Raw genomic sequence first — 16,631 nt, forward strand, 5'->3', positions numbered from 1 at the left:
TCTCAGGCGCGGCGACGAATAATGTGCGAGTGCAGCCGGGACGCATTCTCCTGATCGAAGACGCCGACGCCATTCGCACGGCGGTCGCGACGGCCGTGCGCGCCGCCGGGCACGAGGTCCTCGCCCGCGAGCACGGCGATCGGCTGGAGTCGGATCTGGAGCGGTTTCGTCCCGATGTGGTCGTCCTCGACGTGATGCTGCCGGGTCGCGACGGTTTCGGCCTGCTCGAGGTGGTGCGCGCCCGCAGCAGCGCGGGAGTGGTGATGCTGACCGCGCGCGACGGTGTGGAGGATCGGGTACGCGGACTGCGTTCCGGTTCCGACGACTATGTGGTCAAACCGTTCGACCTGGCCGAACTGACGGCACGGGTCGAGGCGCTGCTGCGGCGAATGGGACGTATGCACAGCCGTATCGCCATCGCCGATCTGGTGCTGGAAACCGATTCCGGCGTGGTGCTGCGCGGCAGCGAACCGATCAGCCTCACCGCCACCGAATTCAAACTTCTCGCCTATCTCGCCGCGCACCGCGACCGAGTCGTCACGAAAACTCAAATCCTCACCGCGGTCTGGGGTTACGAGGACTACGACCCGAATCTGGTCGAGGTCTATGTCAGCGCGGTGCGCCGCAAACTGGAGGAACACGGCCCGCGCCTGCTGCATACGGTGCGCGGCATGGGCTACGCGTTACGGGCGACTTCGCGATGAGCGACGACCCGGCCCACCCCGCGCCCACCCGACCCGGCACTCCGGACCCCGCCGGAGAATCGAGCAGTCTCGAACCCGCGCCGGGACCGGACCACTTCTCCGCGCCCGCGGCAGCAGAACCCGGACCGCGTGCACTGCCGACCATTTCGCTGCGGCGCCGGGTAACCCTCACCGCCGCGGTCATTTCCGGGCTCGCACTGATCGTGGTGGCGCTGGCGGTGCACAGTCTGTTCGGGATCGTGGTGGCGCGCAGCGCGAACACCGTACTCACCGACCGGGTCCAGCTGGCCCGGCAACTCGCGCAGCAGAACACTGCGCCCGCGGAGTTGATCGCCCGCGTGGACAATCGCTCGGTGCGCGCCCGGCTGGTCCTCGCCGACGGCACCGTCTACGGCAGCCTCTCGCCCCGGCACGCCGGGGACGGCGGCCCCCGGACCCGAACCGTCACCCTCGGCGGTGGCGGCACAGTGGACCGGGCCCGGCTCACGCTGCAGGTCGACACCCCGCTGCTGACCGCGGTGCGGTCACGGCTCGGCCTCGTCCTGATCGGGGTGACCGCCACCGCCATCGTGGCGATCACGGCCGCGCTGTGGGTGGGATTGCGCCACGCGCTGGCGCCCCTGGATTCGATGACCCGGCTGGCCCGCGAGATCGCTCGCGGTGGCCGCGGCCGCCGCCTCTCCCCCGCTCGCACGGATACCGAATTGGGGCGCACGGCAGCCGCTTTCGACGAGATGCTGGACGCCCTGGAGGGTGCCGAAGCCCGGGCCCGGGCCTCCGAACAGCAGATGCGCGCCTTCGTCGGCGATGCCGCTCACGAACTGCGCACCCCGATCGCGGGGATCAAGGCCATGGCCGAAGCGGTCCTGCACCAGCCCGCCGACACCGGATCCGAAGATCGCGAACGCATGTATCTGCTGCTGGTCCGCGAAGCCCAGCGCGCCGGACGCCTGGTCGAGGATCTGCTCGACATGGCCCGCATCGACGCCGGGCTCGCCCTGTATCGGCAATCGGTCGACCTGTACGACCTCGCGCACGCCCAGGTCGACCGCATGCGGATCCTGCACCCCGACATCGATTTCCGGCTCACCGGCCACTCCGTGCTCGCCGTGGCCGATCCCGAACGCGTCGGCCAGATCCTGGTGAATCTGCTCGCCAACGCATGCCAGGCCACGCCCCCTGGCGGCGCTGTCTCCATCGCCGTAGGAACGGTTACCGAGACCGCCGGATCAACGCCCGCCGGGCCGATGCCGATCCCGGTGAGACCCGCCGACCGGGCCGGTCCCGCCCGTGCCCCGGACACCACCCCATCGGTCCCGGCCATCCCTACTCTGCCGGGCACCGGCACCGGCGGAGTCCGGGCCGAGATCCGCGTCGCCGACACCGGTCCCGGTGTGCCGCCCGCCCAGCGCGAACACATCTTCGGGCGCCTGGTCCGGCTGGACGCGAGCCGGGACCACCGTCGCGACGGGGCCGGGATGGGGCTGGCCATCGCACGCGGGCTCGCGCGCGCCCACGGCGGCGACCTGCGCTGCGTGGAACCGCCACCCGGGACATCGGGTGCGGTGTTCGTGCTGACGCTGCCTACCCGGGACCCCGGTCCCGGGTCGCCGGACGGGCCATCGGCCGCCTGAGGATCGGCTGAAGATCGGGTACTGCCACTCGGCGTTTTCAGGGTCCTTTCAGATTCGGCGCGCAGATTCGGAACCGACATGATCCCGTCACGAATGGAGTTACCGGTATGAAGCGCACTGTCGCCGCCCTGCTGGCCGGCACCGCCGGAATCGCCGCCCTCGCCGTCGCCGTCCCCGGCGTCGCCTCGGCCGACGCCCCGCAGTGCAGCCCGCAGGCACGGGCCCAGGTCCAGGCCCAGACCGCCCCGCAGGTCGCCGCGTTCCTGGCGAGCCATCCGGATCTGGCCGCCGAACTGGCCAAGGTGAAGGCGATGCCGAAGGATCAGCGCAAGGCCGAGATGCAGGCCTACCGCCAGGGCCACCAGCAGGAGCTGAAGGATTTCCGCGGGGTGCGGCAGCCGATGATCGACTACCACAAGTCCTGCCACAAGAAGTAGCGGCCGCGCATCGGCATCCGAATACGGCGAGGGCGCCCCGGGAGTTCCCGGGGCGCCCTCACTGTGTGGGATCCTGGTGTTACGCAACACCTTCCGCGCGCGCGGCCGCGGCCACGGCCTCGGCGACCGCCGGAGCGACCCGAGGATCGAGCGGGCTCGGGATGATCTTGTCGACCGAGAGTTCGTCGGCCACCACGCCGAAGATGGCGTTGGCGGCGGCGACCTTCATGCCCTCGGTGATCCGGCGCGCACCGGCATCCAGCGCACCCTTGAACACGCCCGGGAAGGCGAGCACGTTGTTGATCTGGTTCGGGAAGTCGCTGCGGCCGGTCGCCACGATGGCGGCGTAGCGGTGCGCGACCTCCGGGTGGATCTCCGGGTCCGGGTTCGACATGGCGAACACGATCGACTCCGGCGCCATCGAGGCGATCAATTCCTCGGCGATGGTCCCGGCCGACAGGCCCAGGAACACATCCGCACCGGCCAGCGCCTCGGCCGCACCGCCGGTGACGCCACGCGGGTTGGTGCGCTCGGCCAGATCGGCCTTCACCTCGTTGAGGTCCGCGCGGTCCCGGCTGACGATGCCCTTCGAGTCGAGCACCACCACATCCGACACGCCTGCGGCCAGCAGGATGTTCGAGCAGGCCACACCCGCCGCACCGGCACCGGAGACGACCACCTTCAGATCGGCGATATCGCGGCCCTGCACCTTGGCCGCACCGTTGAGCGCCGCCAGCACCACGATGGCGGTGCCGTGCTGGTCGTCGTGCATGACCGGGCAGTCCAGCGCCTCGATGACGCGCTTCTCGATCTCGAAGCAGCGCGGAGCGGAGATATCCTCCAGGTTCACCGCACCGAAGCTCGGACGCAGGCGCACCAGGGTCTCCACGATCTCGTCGACATCCTTGGTGTCGAGCACGATCGGAATCGAGTCCAGCCCCGCGAACTTCTTGAACAGCGCGGCCTTGCCCTCCATGACCGGCAGCGACGCCCGCGGGCCGATATCACCCAGGCCGAGAACCGCGGTGCCGTCGCTCACCACGACCACCAGCCGGTCGGTCCACGTGTAGCGCTTGGCCAGCGCCTCGTCCTTGTGAATGGCGCGACTCACCTGCGCGACGCCCGGCGTGTACGCGATGGACAGATCCCGCTGAGTCTCCAGCGGTGCGGACAATTCCACCGAAAGCTTGCCACCGAGATGGCCGGCGAAAATTTCCTCGTGCGTGATAGCGGACAGATCGGTCGTATCGGTTTCACGGCTCGCTGTAGTGGCATTCGGTGCGTCAGTCACAGATGACACGATTTCACTCCTGCTCGGTCCGGGCTGAACCGGCTCACGGTTACCGCCGGGTTTTCGTATTGAAGGTCTTCGGAATTCGAACGATGTGCGCCGACCATGTGTTCACGTGGTCGCGCAAAACCGTTCGGTGATTACATCGCGGCGTGCCGTGGGGTGCTACCGAGTACGGCACACACGCGTTTGCGCCTTTGCGGGCTTGCTTTTGCGATCTGGCCGCGCACGATCCGTCGAGCGAGAACCGGACGGGTGGTCCGGGCAAGGCTGCGGGGTGATCCGCGGATCGGAGCCGTGCGTCACGAACCGAAGGTCACCAACCGTCCCGGACCGGGCGGTGGCGTCGGCCGGGAATCCGCAACATTCTGCCAGTACGGACAGTGAGTTGCCAAATCGCTCCTCGACCGGGGCATGATCCCCTCGCTGCGGGGCCGGCCCGGGGGCGGGTGTCTACTGCCATCTTCCGAGGGTAGGGCCGCCGAATTACCTGCGCGTAAGGGGAAACTCGCCCCTGCCGGGAAACAGCGGTGAACAGTCCCACCGCCACCCGGAAGGCCGGTGTGAGCTCATGCTGTGCCCATCCGGCGTGTCATGCCGGGCGCACCCAGATCTCGTTCACACCGCCGGCCAGCAGGCGGCGGCGCCAGTTGCCGGCCGGGCCGGGATGGTCGGTGCGCCGATGCAGGCCCCGGGTCTCGGTGCGCGCCAAAGCGCTGTACTTCGTCCAGCGGGCCACCGCCAGCAAGGCCGCGGCCTGCCGGGCCCGCACCTGGTCGGCGCCCGTGCCGCCGAGCCCGTATTCGGTGACCGGCCACATCGCGTCGAGTTCGGCGATGCTGTCGCGCAGACTGCCCGCACTGCGCCAATAGCTGCGCCGCAGCGGCAACGTATGTTCCTGGACCAGCCCGATCACCGCCCGGGGGTCGATATCCGCGCGGGCATCGGCCCCGGGGTGCGAATTCAGCCCGGCCCCCGGAACCGGTCGCGCCTCGCCGACGCGGCCCCGGTGGCGCGCGAAGCGTGCCGCGCCCGAGCCGGCCCACATTCCGGACGAGATCGCCCATCCGCCGCCGTGCCCGTCGAATCCGCCGACCGCACCGGTGATCGGTTCCCGCGAAGCCACGTCCCCCGCGGCATACAACCCGGGAACCGTTGTGGCGCAATCGAATCCGACCAATCTGATCCCACCGGAACCACGCACGGTACCCTGCAGGACCGGCCGCAGACGCACCCGCCCGGCCGGCGGCGAGTCGCCGGCACCGGTGCTCGCGGGAACCGCCGTGGTTCCCGGCGGCGCCGCCGACGCCGGGCCGTACCGGACCGCGGACGCCGGCGGAATGTCGGCGTAGACCGCCCGTCCCTGCGCCAGCGCGGTGAGGGCCGCGGACCGGGCGGTGAAGTCGTCACCGTCGATGCGAGCCCCCGATTCGTCGTACAGCGACGCGAACCGCGGCTCGCGCAGATCGCTCATCGTGGCCAGACCGTACGCGCCGGAGAACTCCATGCCCGACAATTCGGTGCCCGCCTCCACCGCCATCAGCAGGCCCTCACCGGTATCGACATCGGTTCCGGCGCCGCCGGCCAGAAAGGCGCACCCACCCGTCGCGAGCACCACCGCACCCGCGCGAATCGTCCAGCCGCGGTATCGGTCGTCACCGGCGAGCCCACCGGCCCCGCACACCACGCCGTCGGCATCGACCAGCAGATACAGCGCCGGATGATGGTCGACGACCTGAACACCCAATCGGAACAGCGTGCGCCGCAGGGCCGCCAGATACCGCCGCCCCTCGAGGTGGACGCGCGCCGCGGGCCCGTCTCCGGCCTGCCGGTAACCCCAGCGCAGCAAATGGGCGATGCGGCGATGGGTCTCCCCGAGCACCCGGTCCATCCACTCGGGGTCACCGAGGTCACCGCCGCGCGACAGGCTGTGCGCCAGCGCTCGCTCCCGCTCCGGCCCGGGCGGGATATCCCACAGCGCGACAACGCCTTTCGATGTCGGGCCACATTCCCCGCAGCGCCCCTTGTCGACCAGGATCACCCGCGCTCCGGCGATCGCCGCCGTCAACGCCGCCCAGGCGCCTGCCGGACCGCCACCCACCACCAGCACATCGGCGGTCGTCTCCGCCGCGATCTCGGATTCCGCGCGAATAGTGGACCGGCTACGCACGCTCACAAAGGAAAATATTCGGCCACAATTCACCCGGCCGCAACTGTTACGCGGGGTTCAATTCCACCATTGCGTAACCAATAGGTAACCCGCCGCCACAAAGACGACCAGGGATCCGAAAAACGCCGGAATTCCCCGACGTCGGTCGGAAAAAATTTGCGCGCCGAGCGCCAGCCCCGCCATTCCGATATGCCAGCCGACGCTGCTCGCACCCGGCCCGGGAAATCCGCGCCGCACCCCCAGGACCGCCGCGCCGACGACGACCGCCGCCAGCACCACCAGTCCGGCGGCCACGGTTCCGCTGAGCGCCCGCACCACTCTCACGAGGCGATCACCGCGACGCCGCTCGCCTTCTCCGCCAGACGCTCGAATTGCTCTGCGTCGGTGGTGCATTCGCCCAGGCCGACCGGTTTATCGGCGCCGTGGTAATCCGACGATCCGGTAGCGATGAGGTCCAACTCGCGCGCCAGCTCGCGCAGCACCGCCCGGTCGGCGGGATTGTGGTCGGGGTGATCGATCTCGAGACCGCCCAGCCCGTGCCCGGCCAGATCCCGGATGTCGTCGATCGCCAGCAGCCGCCCCCGGGTGCGGGCCCGCGCGTGCGCGACCACGGTCACCCCGCCGGCCGCGGCCACCATCTCCACCGCCTGCCGCAACGGGGTGTCGGCCTTCTCGACGTAGTAGCGGCCGCGCGGAGCGAGCAGATCGTCGAAGGCCGCGCCGACCGTCGGCACCACGCCGGCCTCGACCAGTGCCCGCGCCAGATGGGGGCGGCCCGCCGCCGGGCCCGCCGCGGCGAGGACCGCATCCGGGTCGATCGGCAGGCCGTCGGCCACCATGAGATCGGCCATCGCGCGCACCCGCGAGACGCGTTCGGTGCGCAACCGCTCGCGTTCGGCGGCGAAGGCGGCATCGGCCGGATCGAACAGATAGGCCAGCAGGTGCACCGGCACCGGCCAGCCGTCCTCCCCCATCCCGACGCAGGACATCTCCATCCCGCGCACCAGCCGCAGTCCCGCCGGCAGCGCGGCGACCGCCTCGTCCCATCCGGAGGTGGTGTCGTGATCGGTGATCGCGACCACGTCCAGGCCCGCCGCGGCGGCCGCGCGTATCAGATCGCCGGGAGTGTCGGTGCCGTCGGATGCGGTCGAGTGGGTGTGGAGGTCGATACGCACGCGTTCCATCTTGCCCAACTAGCATCCGAGGCGTGCCCTCGATACCGCCGTTTCCCCCGTTCCGTGGCTCCGGGAGGTCTCGGCGCGGGCCGCAGCTGCCCCGGATCCCGGTTCCCACCGCCCGCGCGATCGTCGACTGCGGCGTCTATATCGACGGCCACCGCCAGTCCGGGCATGTGACCCCGTCGGCCGCGCTGGCACAGGTCCGCGAGCGCGGCGACGGCTTCGTCTGGGTGGGTATGCACGCTCCCGACGTGGATCAGATGTCCGAGGTGGCCGAGATCTTCGGCCTGCACGAACTCGCGGTCGAAGATGCCGTGCACGCCCATCAGCGCCCGAAGCTGGAACGCTACGACGACACTCTGTTCCTGGTGTTGCGCACCGTGAAATACCTCGAACACGACCCCAACTCGGTCAGCGAGATCGTGCAGACCGGCGAGATCATGGTCTTCGTGGGGGCGAATTTCGTGGTCACCGTCCGCCACGGCGAGCACACCGCGCTGAAGGTGGTTCGCGAGGAGATGGAGAAGCACCCCGAACGTCTGGCGCTGGGGCCGGGCGCGGTCCTGCACGCCGTGGCCGACCACGTGGTGGATTCGTATCTCCTGGTGACGCAATCGGTCGAAGACGATGTGGCGGGTATGGAGGAAGAGGTCTTCACCCCGCGCAGCCGGCTCACCATCGAGGCCATCTATCAGCTCAAGCGCGAGGTGGTCGAGCTGCGACGGGCGGTCAACCCGCTGGCACTGCCGCTGCAGGTGCTCAGCCGCAGTTCGGAACTGCCGATGCCGAAGGAGATCCGCCGCTACCTTCGTGACGTCGCCGACCACCACACCGCGGTCGCCGAGCGGATCAGCGATTTCGACGAGGCGCTCAGCGCGCTGATCAACGCGGCGCTGGCGAAGGTCAGCGTGCAGCAGAACACCGATATGCGCAAGATCTCGGCCTGGGCCGCGATGGCCGCGGTGCCGACCATGATCGCCGGCATCTACGGCATGAATTTCACGCATATGCCGGAGCTGTCGTGGGCCTATGGATACGGGATGGTGTGGATCGTGATCCTGGTCGTCTGCGGTGCGCTGTTCGTCACGCTGCGGCGCAACAAGTGGTTGTGAGGCGCGGAGGAGTATGCCGTGGCCCGCGCGGACTAGAGATTCGCGGCGGCCCGATGCGGATCCCGGATGTCGATCCCCGCTTCGGCCCACGCCTCCCGTAGCGCCGCGGCGCCGCGCACTCGCACCCACGCCGCCTCGGTGGCGGTGATCGGCGCGACCGACAGGAATCGCACCGGATCGGCGGGGTCCGGCAGGGGCACCTCGACGATAGCGGCCTCGCCCAGCAGGACCGCGGTGAAGGGAGCGTTGTGCCACAACGGTTCCCCGAGGTCGAGCAGCGCATCCGGTTGCAGCACAACGCCTTCCACCGCGGGCGCGGCGATCAGCACGCCGAGTCCGCGCGGCAGCCCCGCCTGGACACCGGCTCCGCCGCGCAACGTCAGCACCAGTTCGGCGCGCGGGCCGCGCACCGGGTCGGCCAGCGCCGCCGCGGCATCGGTCATCGGATGCCGGGAGCCGCCGAGGGTGACATAGTGCACGAATTCGCCGTCGGGGATGCGCAGGATGTCGATCGGCTCCAGGCCCAGGAAGGTCACCGACGCGGAGTCGAAGCGGGTGTCGTCGAATCCCGAACCCGTCCGGGGAATGCCGAAATGCGTCAGTACCGCGGACCGCACCTGATCGAGTTCCATAGCCCTAGAGCGTGCCAGAGCCCTACAGCGCCAGGCGCGCCAGCATATCCCGCGCCTGCTCGGCCACCTTCGGATCGCACAGCACGTCGTAGCGGCCGGCGACCAACTGCATCGTGGAGGCGAAGTCGCGGGTGCCGCGGGTGGCGGCGTACGGGATCACCGCCGAGATGAGCCCGAAGATGATGCCGCCGACCAGGCCCACCACCAGCGGGCCGATCACGCCGCCCGTGGTGAACAGGCTCAGCAGCAATCCCAGGAACAGGCCCAGCCAGGCGCCCGAAACCATACCGCCGCCAATGACTTTGCCCCAGGTCAGCCGGCCCAGCACGCGTTCGACCTGCATCAGATCGACGCCCACGATGGTCATGTTCTCCACCGGGAACTGGTTGTCGGCCAGATAGTCGACCGCCCGCTGCGCCTCGGCGTAGGTCGGATAGGAGGCGACCGGCCACCCCGACGGCGGCGTCGGCAAGCCGGGCCGATTGCGATTCGAACTACCCAACGGATTGGTCATAACTCCACGATCCTAGGTCGATATCGCCGCTGCGGCTGGATGCGGCGACCCGGCGGCCGCCCCGCGTGTCCGATTTTACCGCCGGAGGGGAGCAAATCGGACATCGCGCGGCCGAGGATCACACCCGGCGTACGGCCCCCATCGACCCGGACGAGCCGGCCGGTCACGCCTCAGGACAAGCGGACCTCGGCGGTGGCCCGAATATCTTTCGGCCCGCCGACTTCGCGACGACCACCACGACGGCGGTACGCGTCTCGGGATCGAGGGATTTGATCCGGCCGGTGAATTCGACGACGCCGGCGGACCGGGCATCCACGATCGTGTAGTTCGACAGCCGCACCGCGTATCTGATCAGCGCTCCGGGGTCGCGGAGCCATCCGGTGACGAAGCCCGCGCCGAGCCCCATCGTGAGCATGCCGTGCGCGATGACGTCGGGCAGGCCCGCGAGCGCGGCGACGCCCTCGTGCCAGTGGATGGGGTTGGCATCACCCGAGACACCCGCGTAGTTCACCAGATCACCGCGGGTGATTCGCGCCGTGCGCGGCGGGAGCTCGTCACCGACCGCAATGTCTTCGAAGCGAACCACGTTGTGCAGCAATCGCTTTCGCGACGCCTCGGAGACGCGGTGGTCACGGCGCGGCGCGACCGCGGCGTCCAGCACGTCCGCCTCGGAAAGACCCTGCGCCGCCGACGGTGCCCCGACACCGTGCATGATCACCCGTTCGATCGCGCCGCCGATACCCGCGTCGATGTCGTCGCCGGTGACACCGACCGCGGTCGTGTGCATCACGTGGACGATCTCGTCGAACTGATCGATGAAGGTGTTGGTGACGGTGATCAGATCCTTCCCGGCGATGGTGCGCACCGCGGCGACCTCGACGTCGCTCACCAGACGGTCACCGGCGACCACCGGCCGGTGGAACTCGAAGACCTGATCGGTCTGCACGTACACGTCGTAGCCGGTGATGACGCGTTCGAACAGCCGGCGATTGGCCAGCATCGCGGGAATCGAGAGGAACGTGGGCGGCGCGACCACCGCGCCGTAGCCGTGCTCCGCGGCGGCCGCCTCCAGCCGGTGCACCGAGCCGTAATCCTGCACCGCTCGGGCGTACTCGCGAATCTTCTCCCGCCCGACCTCGTAGTAGTCCTCGGCACGGTAGGCATATCCCACCAGGGACCGCGTGTATGCCGCCACATCCACGGTTAGCTCGGACAAGCCATACTCCTCAACGCTCGGCTGCGCTGGAGCGTAAGCGGACCGAAGCCACCGCTCGCCGGATCCCTCGACCTTTCACGAGATTTCACGAGACATGCGCGGGCCGATTGTGACTTGTCGCTACGCCTGCGGCGGCACGAAACTCGTCGTGCGAGTCATTCCGGCGGCACGGCCCTTCTCCGCGACGACCTGCGCCATCTTCGCGCTGGCCTCGTCGATCATCTCGTCGCCGAGCATGACCGCGCCGCGGGCGCCGCCGGCGGTTGAGGTGTGATAGGCGTAGGCGTCCAGGATCTCCTCGGCGCGGTCGTAATCGGCCTGGCGAGGGCTGAAGATCTCGTTGCACGCCTCGACCTGAGTGGGGTGCAACACCCATTTGCCGTCGAAACCGAGGGCCGCGGTGCGGGACGCGGCGCGGCGGAAGCCGTCGAGGTCGCGGATCTGCAGATAGGGGCCGTCGATGGCCTGCAGGCCGTGGGCCCGGGCGGCGAGCAGGATGGTCATCAGAATGTGGTGGTAGGCGTCGCCGGGTTCGTAGCCCTCGGGCTGTTCACCGACCACCAGGGTGCGCATATTGATACTGGCCATGAAGTCGGCGGGACCGAAGACCAGGGTCTGCACCCGCGGACTGGCGATGGCGATCTCGTCGATATTGCGCAGTCCCTGTGCGTTCTCGATCTGCGGTTCGATACCGATGCGGCCCACCTCGAGGCCGTTGGCCTTCTCCAACTGGGTCAGCAGCAGATCGAGCGCGCGCACCTGGGCGCCGTCGAGCACCTTCGGCAGCAGGATCGCGTCCAGATCGCGACCGGCGCCCTCGACCACCGAGATGACGTCGGCGTAGGTCCATTCCGTCGTCCAGTCGTTGACCCGCACCACTTTGATCTGATTGCCCCAGCCGGGCGAGTTCAGCGCGGCGACGATATTGGCGCGTGCCGCCGCCTTGGCGGGCGGGGCGACCGCGTCCTCGAGGTCGAGGAAGATCTCGTCGGCGGGCAAACCCTTGGCCTTGTCGATCATCCGCAGATTACTGCCGGGTACGGCGAGCACCGAACGACGCGTTGACATGGGCGGCTCCTGAATCGTCTCGCGGGGCTGCACCACATAGCCTTGCACTTATGGCAGCAACGAAAGTTTTCGCCGCCAGGCTGGCGGGCCTGGTGGTACTGGGTCCGGACGGCGAGTCTATCGGCCGTCTGCGGGACGTGGTGATCTCCATCCGCTACGACCGCCAGCAACCCCGGGTGCTGGGGCTACTGGTCGAATTACCCACGCGCAAACGTATTTTCGTCCCGATGCTCCGGGTCAACGCGATCGAGCCGAACTCGGTCAACCTCAACACCGGCACCGTGAGCCTGCGCCGCTTCGAACAGCGGCCCGGCGAAATGCTGGCGTTGGCGCAGGTGCTCGACTCCAAGGTGCGCGTGGTCGATCCCGAACTCCCGGACCTCGAGGGGGTGGACGTCTTCGTCGTCGACCTCGGCATCGAACAGAGCCGCACCCGGGACTGGGTGCTCTCGCGGGTGGCGGTGCGCGGACACCGGCGACTGGGCCGGCGGCGCGAGGTGCACGTCGTCGAGTGGTCGGATGTGCGCGGGCTGACCCAGCACGAACTGAATCTGCCCGGGCAGGACGTCACCCAATTGCTCGGCCAGTTCGAGGGCCTGCGCCCGGCCGATGTGGCGCATCTGCTGCGCGAACTGCCCGAGAAACGCCGGATCGAATTGGCCCGGGCCCTCGACGACGAACGACTCGCCGACGTGGTGCAGGAACTTCCGGAGAACGACCAGGTCGACGTGCTGCAGAACCTGGGTGTCGAACGCGCGGCCGATCTGCTCGAGGCGATGGATCCCGACGACGCGGCCGACCTGCTCGGCGAACTACCCACCGGCGAGGCCGAGGCCCTGCTGGCCCTGATGGACCCCGAGGAATCCGAGCCGGTGCGGCGCCTGCTCGAATATTCGCCCTACACCGCGGGCGGCATGATGACGCCCCGCCCGGTGGTGCTCACCCCCGCGGCGACCGTCGCGGAGGCACTGGCCCGCATCCGCGACCCCGACCTGACTCCGGCGCTGGCGTCGATGGTGTTCGTGGTCCGCCCGCCGACCGCGACGCCGACCGGTCGCTATCTGGGTTGTGTGCACACCCAGGCGCTGCTGCGGGAACCGCCCGCGACCATGGTGGGCGGACTGGTCGACAGCGATCTGACCCAGTTGCATCCCGATGCCGCGCTGACGGCGGTCACCCGCTACTTCGCGACCTACAACCTGGTCTGCGGGCCGGTGGTGGACGAGGAGAACCACCTGCTCGGCGCGGTGAGCGTCGACGACGTGCTGGATCATCTGCTGCCCGAGGACTGGCGCGAACAGGATGAGGACGCCTCGGAACCGGCGAGCACGATCCATTCCCTCGCGACGGCGTCGCGCGCGGCGGCGACGAGTAGAGCGGCGACGGGTAAAGCGGCGGCCGGAAGGGCGAAAGCATGAGTGAGCGCAGCGAACGTGCCGGCCGCCCGGACAAGCCGATCGCCCGGCAGCGCTTGGAGACCCCCGTCGAATCGCGGTTCCGATTCGAGATCGACCCCGAGGCCGTGGCGCGGGGCAGCGAGACCGTGGCCCGGTTCCTGGGGACCGGTCGTTACCTGCTGCTGCAGACGGTCGTGGTCGTGGTCTGGATCGGGCTCAATGTCTTCGCGGTCAGCCTGCAGTGGGATCCGTATCCGTTCATCCTGCTCAATCTGGCCTTCTCCACCCAGGCCGCGTATGCCGCACCGCTGATCCTGCTGGCCCAGAACCGGCAGGACAACCGCGACAAGGTATCGCTCGAGGAGGATCGGCGGCGCGCCGCACAAACCAAGGCGGACACCGAATTCCTGGCCCGGGAGCTGGCGCGCTGCGGATCGCGGTGGGCGAGGTGGCTACTCGCGACTATCTGCGCCGCGAACTCGAGGACATCAAAGACGCTCTGGCGCGGCTCCACCTCCATGCGCCTCTGGACGACGAAGATGCTGTCGAGACGGCGAAGTCCAAGAAAAGTACCGATCGAAAGAGGGGTCGAGTACCGATTTCGCCTCAAATAGATGGCGGCTGACCGCAATTATCGATAACAAGGCGCTGACCGACAGGTAACCTGGATCACGTTGTCCGTGGCGGCCCCGCGCGAATCAGGTCGCTCAACGACTACGAGGGGATTGGTTGTGCCGATGCGAATATCTGGACCGATTACCGTATCGGCGCTGGTGGTTGCGGGTTTGATGGCTACGGGTTCGGCGGCGCACACCACCGCCCGAACCAGTGCGCCAAGGACGGCCGATGCGCGCTTGGCGGCAGCGACCTCCTCCACCGACGCCGGCAACTCCGATGCCGAGGGAGTGGGGCTGGTTCCCGCCGCCCCCGAACCACCTCGCAAACTCAGAGCTATGACGGCGCCCGCGGATGGGGCGCCGTTGTTCGGCGGTACCGTGCCGCTGCAGGACATCGCGTTGCCGGGCGGTAGCGGAGCCTTCGGAATTCCGGAGGTCGTACTCGCCGCCTATCGCAATGCCGAACTGACCCTGCAGTCCTCGGAGCCGAACTGCGGCCTGAGCTGGAGCCTGCTCGCCGGCATCGGGCGTATCGAGTCCAACCACGCCGGAAACGGCCGGACCGATGCCGCGGGAACGACCATCGGCACCATTTACGGTCCGGCGCTCAATGGCACCCTTCCGGGTAACGAGGTCATCAAGGCGGCCGACGGCGGTTTCGTCCGCGCGGTCGGCCCCATGCAGTTCCTGCCCAGCACCTGGGCGCTGTACGCGTCCGACGGTAACGGCGACGGCGTCGCGGATCCGAACAACGTCTTCGACGCGTCGCTGGCCGCCGGCAAGTACCTGTGCTCGGGCGGGCTGAATCTGCGTGACCCGCAGCAGGAATTGCGCGCGGTCTTGCGCTACAACAACTCGATGGCCTATGCCGCCAATGTGCTGAGCTGGGCCAATGCCTACAAGACCGGCGGCGCCCCGACCCAGGTGCAGATCTCGCCCGATCTGATTCCGCCGGGCACGATGCAGGCTCCGCCCGCGGGCCCGGACATCCTCGCCGCGAACGGCAGCATTCCGACCACCACCGAGCCGCCGTCGCAGGCCACCACCACCGCGCCCACGCCGCAGCAGCCGACGCAGGTGATGATCAATATTCCGGGGCTGCCGCCGATTCCGTGCGGCATCTTCTGCCCACCACCGAAGCCGAATCCGTGCGATCCGGCCGCGGTGCCGGCGCCGATGCCGCACCCCGGACAGCCCGCGCAACCGGCCGCACCCGCGCGGACCCAGCGCTGGGCGGCGGGCGACCCCGTGCGCCCGATCGATCCGCAGGCCGCCGAGGGCAAGCCCGTCGATCCGAACGCGCCCGCGAATCCGAATGCGGCCCCGGCCGATCCGAACGCACCCAAGCCGCCGGCCCCGGCGTGCACCCAGCCGCAGGGACAGCCGGCGCCCGGTGCTCAGCCGGGGGCACCGGCACAGCCGCAGGGTGCACCGGCACCGGCCGCGCCCGAACAGCAGTCGCAAACGCCTTCCACGACACCGGAACCCGGACCGGAGGCTGCCGCGCCCGCACCGGCGGCGCCGCCGAGCCCGACCCAGCAGCCCGGGATCACGCTGCCGTTCGGAATCGTCGTCCCGCTGCCCGTCCTGCCGGGGCCGCCCGCACCGCCGCAGTAGTCGGCCGAGCCGCCCGCCCGATCCGAAACCCCCGCTGAGACGGGGGTTTCGGCGTAAACGGGACATGCGGTCACGAAGCAGTAACGAAAAGGTCTCGGATGCGGTAATCTGATTCCGTTGTGTCACGAAAAGCTCACAGCGGGCATTGGAGGGTCACCACATCGTGGGACGTCACCGTAAGCAGCCGGCCACACCTGTCCGGCGCGGATCCGTTATCGCTCTGACCGGACTCGTCCCCGCGGGACTCGTCGCCGTCGGCGCCTCTGCCGCCGAGGTCAACACCGGCGAATTCACCGCCGTGGCTCTGCCGCAACACGCTCCGGACGACCCGCAGGCCGTCGACCAGCAGGCGGCGCCGGACGAAATGATGCGCGCCGCAAAGCATCCCGGCCCGCCGATCGTGAAAACCGTTGCGCAGCCGGCAGGCCGGGTCGCCGCAGATCTGCCGCCGGGTCCGAACGGTATGCCGGGCATCGCCTACGCCGCCTACCAGAACGCGGAACGCATTCTGGCTCAGGAGGAACCGGACTGCCATATGCCGTGGTCCGTGCTGGCCGGTATCGGACAGGTCGAATCGCATCACGCCTACGGCAAGGCCGATTCCAAGGGCGTCGCGCTCGACCCGATCTACGGGCCCGTCCTCGACGGCAGCCTGGCGGGCAACAACGTCGTGCACGCGACCGGTGACGATCTCGACGGCGGCATGCGGGGCTTCACCCGCGCGGTCGGCCCGATGCAGTTCCTGCCCGAGACGTGGCGCAAATACGCCGGAGACGGAGACGGCGACGGCATCGCCGATCCGCAGAACCTGTTCGACGCCGCCCTGACCGCGGGCAAATACCTCTGCTCGGGCGGACTCGACATGACGGATCTGTCGCAGCAGTCCAAGGCGATCATGCGCTACAACAACTCGATGGCCTACGTCGCCAATGTGATGGCGTGGGAGGTCGCGTACCGGACGGGTGTGGCGCCCAAGCCCAGCCAGCTGCCGCGAATCTGAGCCGGACGGTACCGGCCAGGCTGCCCCGAACAGCCCCGTCGCTA

General features: G+C 69.1%; 15 protein-coding genes and 1 pseudogene. 8 read left to right on the forward strand and 8 right to left on the reverse strand.

The window, feature by feature from the left end:
• Nucleotides 1-29: 29 nt before the first annotated feature.
• From NA3_RS24325 to NA3_RS24335, 3 genes are all read left to right on the forward strand, one after another.
• Nucleotides 30-704 (forward strand): response regulator transcription factor, encoded by a 675-nt coding sequence (locus tag NA3_RS24325; RefSeq protein ID WP_062965956.1) that lies wholly within the window; start codon nt 30-32, stop codon nt 702-704.
• Nucleotides 701-2,338 (forward strand): sensor histidine kinase, encoded by a 1,638-nt coding sequence (locus tag NA3_RS24330; RefSeq protein ID WP_062965957.1) that lies wholly within the window; start codon nt 701-703, stop codon nt 2,336-2,338. The genes NA3_RS24325 and NA3_RS24330 overlap by 4 nt, the downstream gene beginning before the upstream one ends.
• Before the next feature lie 107 nt (nt 2,339-2,445).
• A complete protein-coding gene (locus NA3_RS24335; protein WP_062965958.1) occupies nt 2,446-2,775 on the forward strand; it encodes a hemophore-related protein in 330 nt (109 codons plus the stop codon).
• Nucleotides 2,776-2,854: 79 nt separating this feature from the next.
• On the opposite strand, the gene NA3_RS24340 is transcribed toward NA3_RS24335, so the two are convergent.
• From NA3_RS24340 to NA3_RS24355, 4 genes are all read right to left on the reverse strand, one after another.
• A complete protein-coding gene (locus NA3_RS24340; protein ID WP_372464277.1) occupies nt 2,855-4,075 on the reverse strand; it encodes an NAD(P)-dependent malic enzyme in 1,221 nt (406 codons plus the stop codon).
• A gap of 583 nt (nt 4,076-4,658) precedes the next feature.
• A complete protein-coding gene (locus NA3_RS24345) occupies nt 4,659-6,242 on the reverse strand; it encodes an FAD-binding protein (RefSeq protein ID WP_372464278.1) in 1,584 nt (527 codons plus the stop codon).
• 51 nt (nt 6,243-6,293) lie between these two features.
• Nucleotides 6,294-6,554 carry a hypothetical protein gene (locus NA3_RS24350; protein WP_227995545.1) on the reverse strand — a complete coding sequence of 87 codons (261 nt, stop codon included), beginning with the start codon at nt 6,552-6,554 and terminating at the stop codon, nt 6,294-6,296.
• A 2-nt stretch (nt 6,555-6,556) separates the two neighbouring features.
• Entirely contained in the window at nt 6,557-7,411 is an 855-nt protein-coding gene (locus NA3_RS24355; RefSeq protein ID WP_062966054.1) for a PHP domain-containing protein, read from the reverse strand.
• Nucleotides 7,412-7,443: 32 nt separating this feature from the next.
• Here NA3_RS24355 and NA3_RS24360 point away from each other — a divergent pair, with 32 nt between their 5' ends.
• Nucleotides 7,444-8,526 (forward strand): magnesium and cobalt transport protein CorA, encoded by a 1,083-nt coding sequence (locus tag NA3_RS24360; protein ID WP_062965959.1) that lies wholly within the window; start codon nt 7,444-7,446, stop codon nt 8,524-8,526.
• A gap of 32 nt (nt 8,527-8,558) precedes the next feature.
• On the opposite strand, the gene NA3_RS24365 is transcribed toward NA3_RS24360, so the two are convergent.
• From NA3_RS24365 to NA3_RS24380, 4 genes are all read right to left on the reverse strand, one after another.
• The gene (locus NA3_RS24365; RefSeq protein ID WP_084491831.1) at nt 8,559-9,158 is read right to left on the reverse strand and encodes a suppressor of fused domain protein; all 600 of its coding nucleotides are present in this window, start codon (nt 9,156-9,158) and stop codon (nt 8,559-8,561) included.
• A gap of 22 nt (nt 9,159-9,180) precedes the next feature.
• Nucleotides 9,181-9,672: a YflT domain-containing protein gene (locus NA3_RS24370; RefSeq protein ID WP_062965960.1), complete on the reverse strand. Its 492-nt coding sequence runs from the start codon at nt 9,670-9,672 to the stop codon at nt 9,181-9,183.
• Nucleotides 9,673-9,835: 163 nt separating this feature from the next.
• Nucleotides 9,836-10,888 (reverse strand): fused (3R)-hydroxyacyl-ACP dehydratase subunits HadA/HadB, encoded by a 1,053-nt coding sequence (locus NA3_RS24375; protein WP_084491832.1) that lies wholly within the window; start codon nt 10,886-10,888, stop codon nt 9,836-9,838.
• Nucleotides 10,889-11,008: 120 nt separating this feature from the next.
• Nucleotides 11,009-11,956: an HpcH/HpaI aldolase/citrate lyase family protein gene (locus NA3_RS24380; protein WP_062966056.1), complete on the reverse strand. Its 948-nt coding sequence runs from the start codon at nt 11,954-11,956 to the stop codon at nt 11,009-11,011.
• A gap of 50 nt (nt 11,957-12,006) precedes the next feature.
• Between NA3_RS24380 and NA3_RS24385 the strand changes: the two genes are divergently transcribed.
• From NA3_RS24385 to NA3_RS24400, 4 genes and pseudogenes are all read left to right on the forward strand, one after another.
• Nucleotides 12,007-13,374 (forward strand): magnesium transporter MgtE N-terminal domain-containing protein, encoded by a 1,368-nt coding sequence (locus NA3_RS24385; protein WP_084491833.1) that lies wholly within the window; start codon nt 12,007-12,009, stop codon nt 13,372-13,374.
• Nucleotides 13,371-13,978 (forward strand): annotated as a pseudogene (locus tag NA3_RS24390) (DUF1003 domain-containing protein). The gene NA3_RS24385 and the pseudogene NA3_RS24390 overlap by 4 nt, the downstream one beginning before the upstream one ends.
• 229 nt (nt 13,979-14,207) lie before the next feature.
• Nucleotides 14,208-15,587, forward strand: a complete 1,380-nt coding sequence (locus tag NA3_RS39080; RefSeq protein ID WP_267887398.1) for a lytic transglycosylase domain-containing protein — start codon at nt 14,208-14,210, stop codon at nt 15,585-15,587.
• A gap of 163 nt (nt 15,588-15,750) precedes the next feature.
• Nucleotides 15,751-16,587 carry a lytic transglycosylase domain-containing protein gene (locus NA3_RS24400; protein ID WP_062966057.1) on the forward strand — a complete coding sequence of 279 codons (837 nt, stop codon included), beginning with the start codon at nt 15,751-15,753 and terminating at the stop codon, nt 16,585-16,587.
• Nucleotides 16,588-16,631 lie beyond the last annotated feature (44 nt).

This window comes from Nocardia africana NBRC 100379 (assembly GCF_001612635.1).
Lineage (GTDB): Bacteria > Actinomycetota > Actinomycetes > Mycobacteriales > Mycobacteriaceae > Nocardia > Nocardia africana.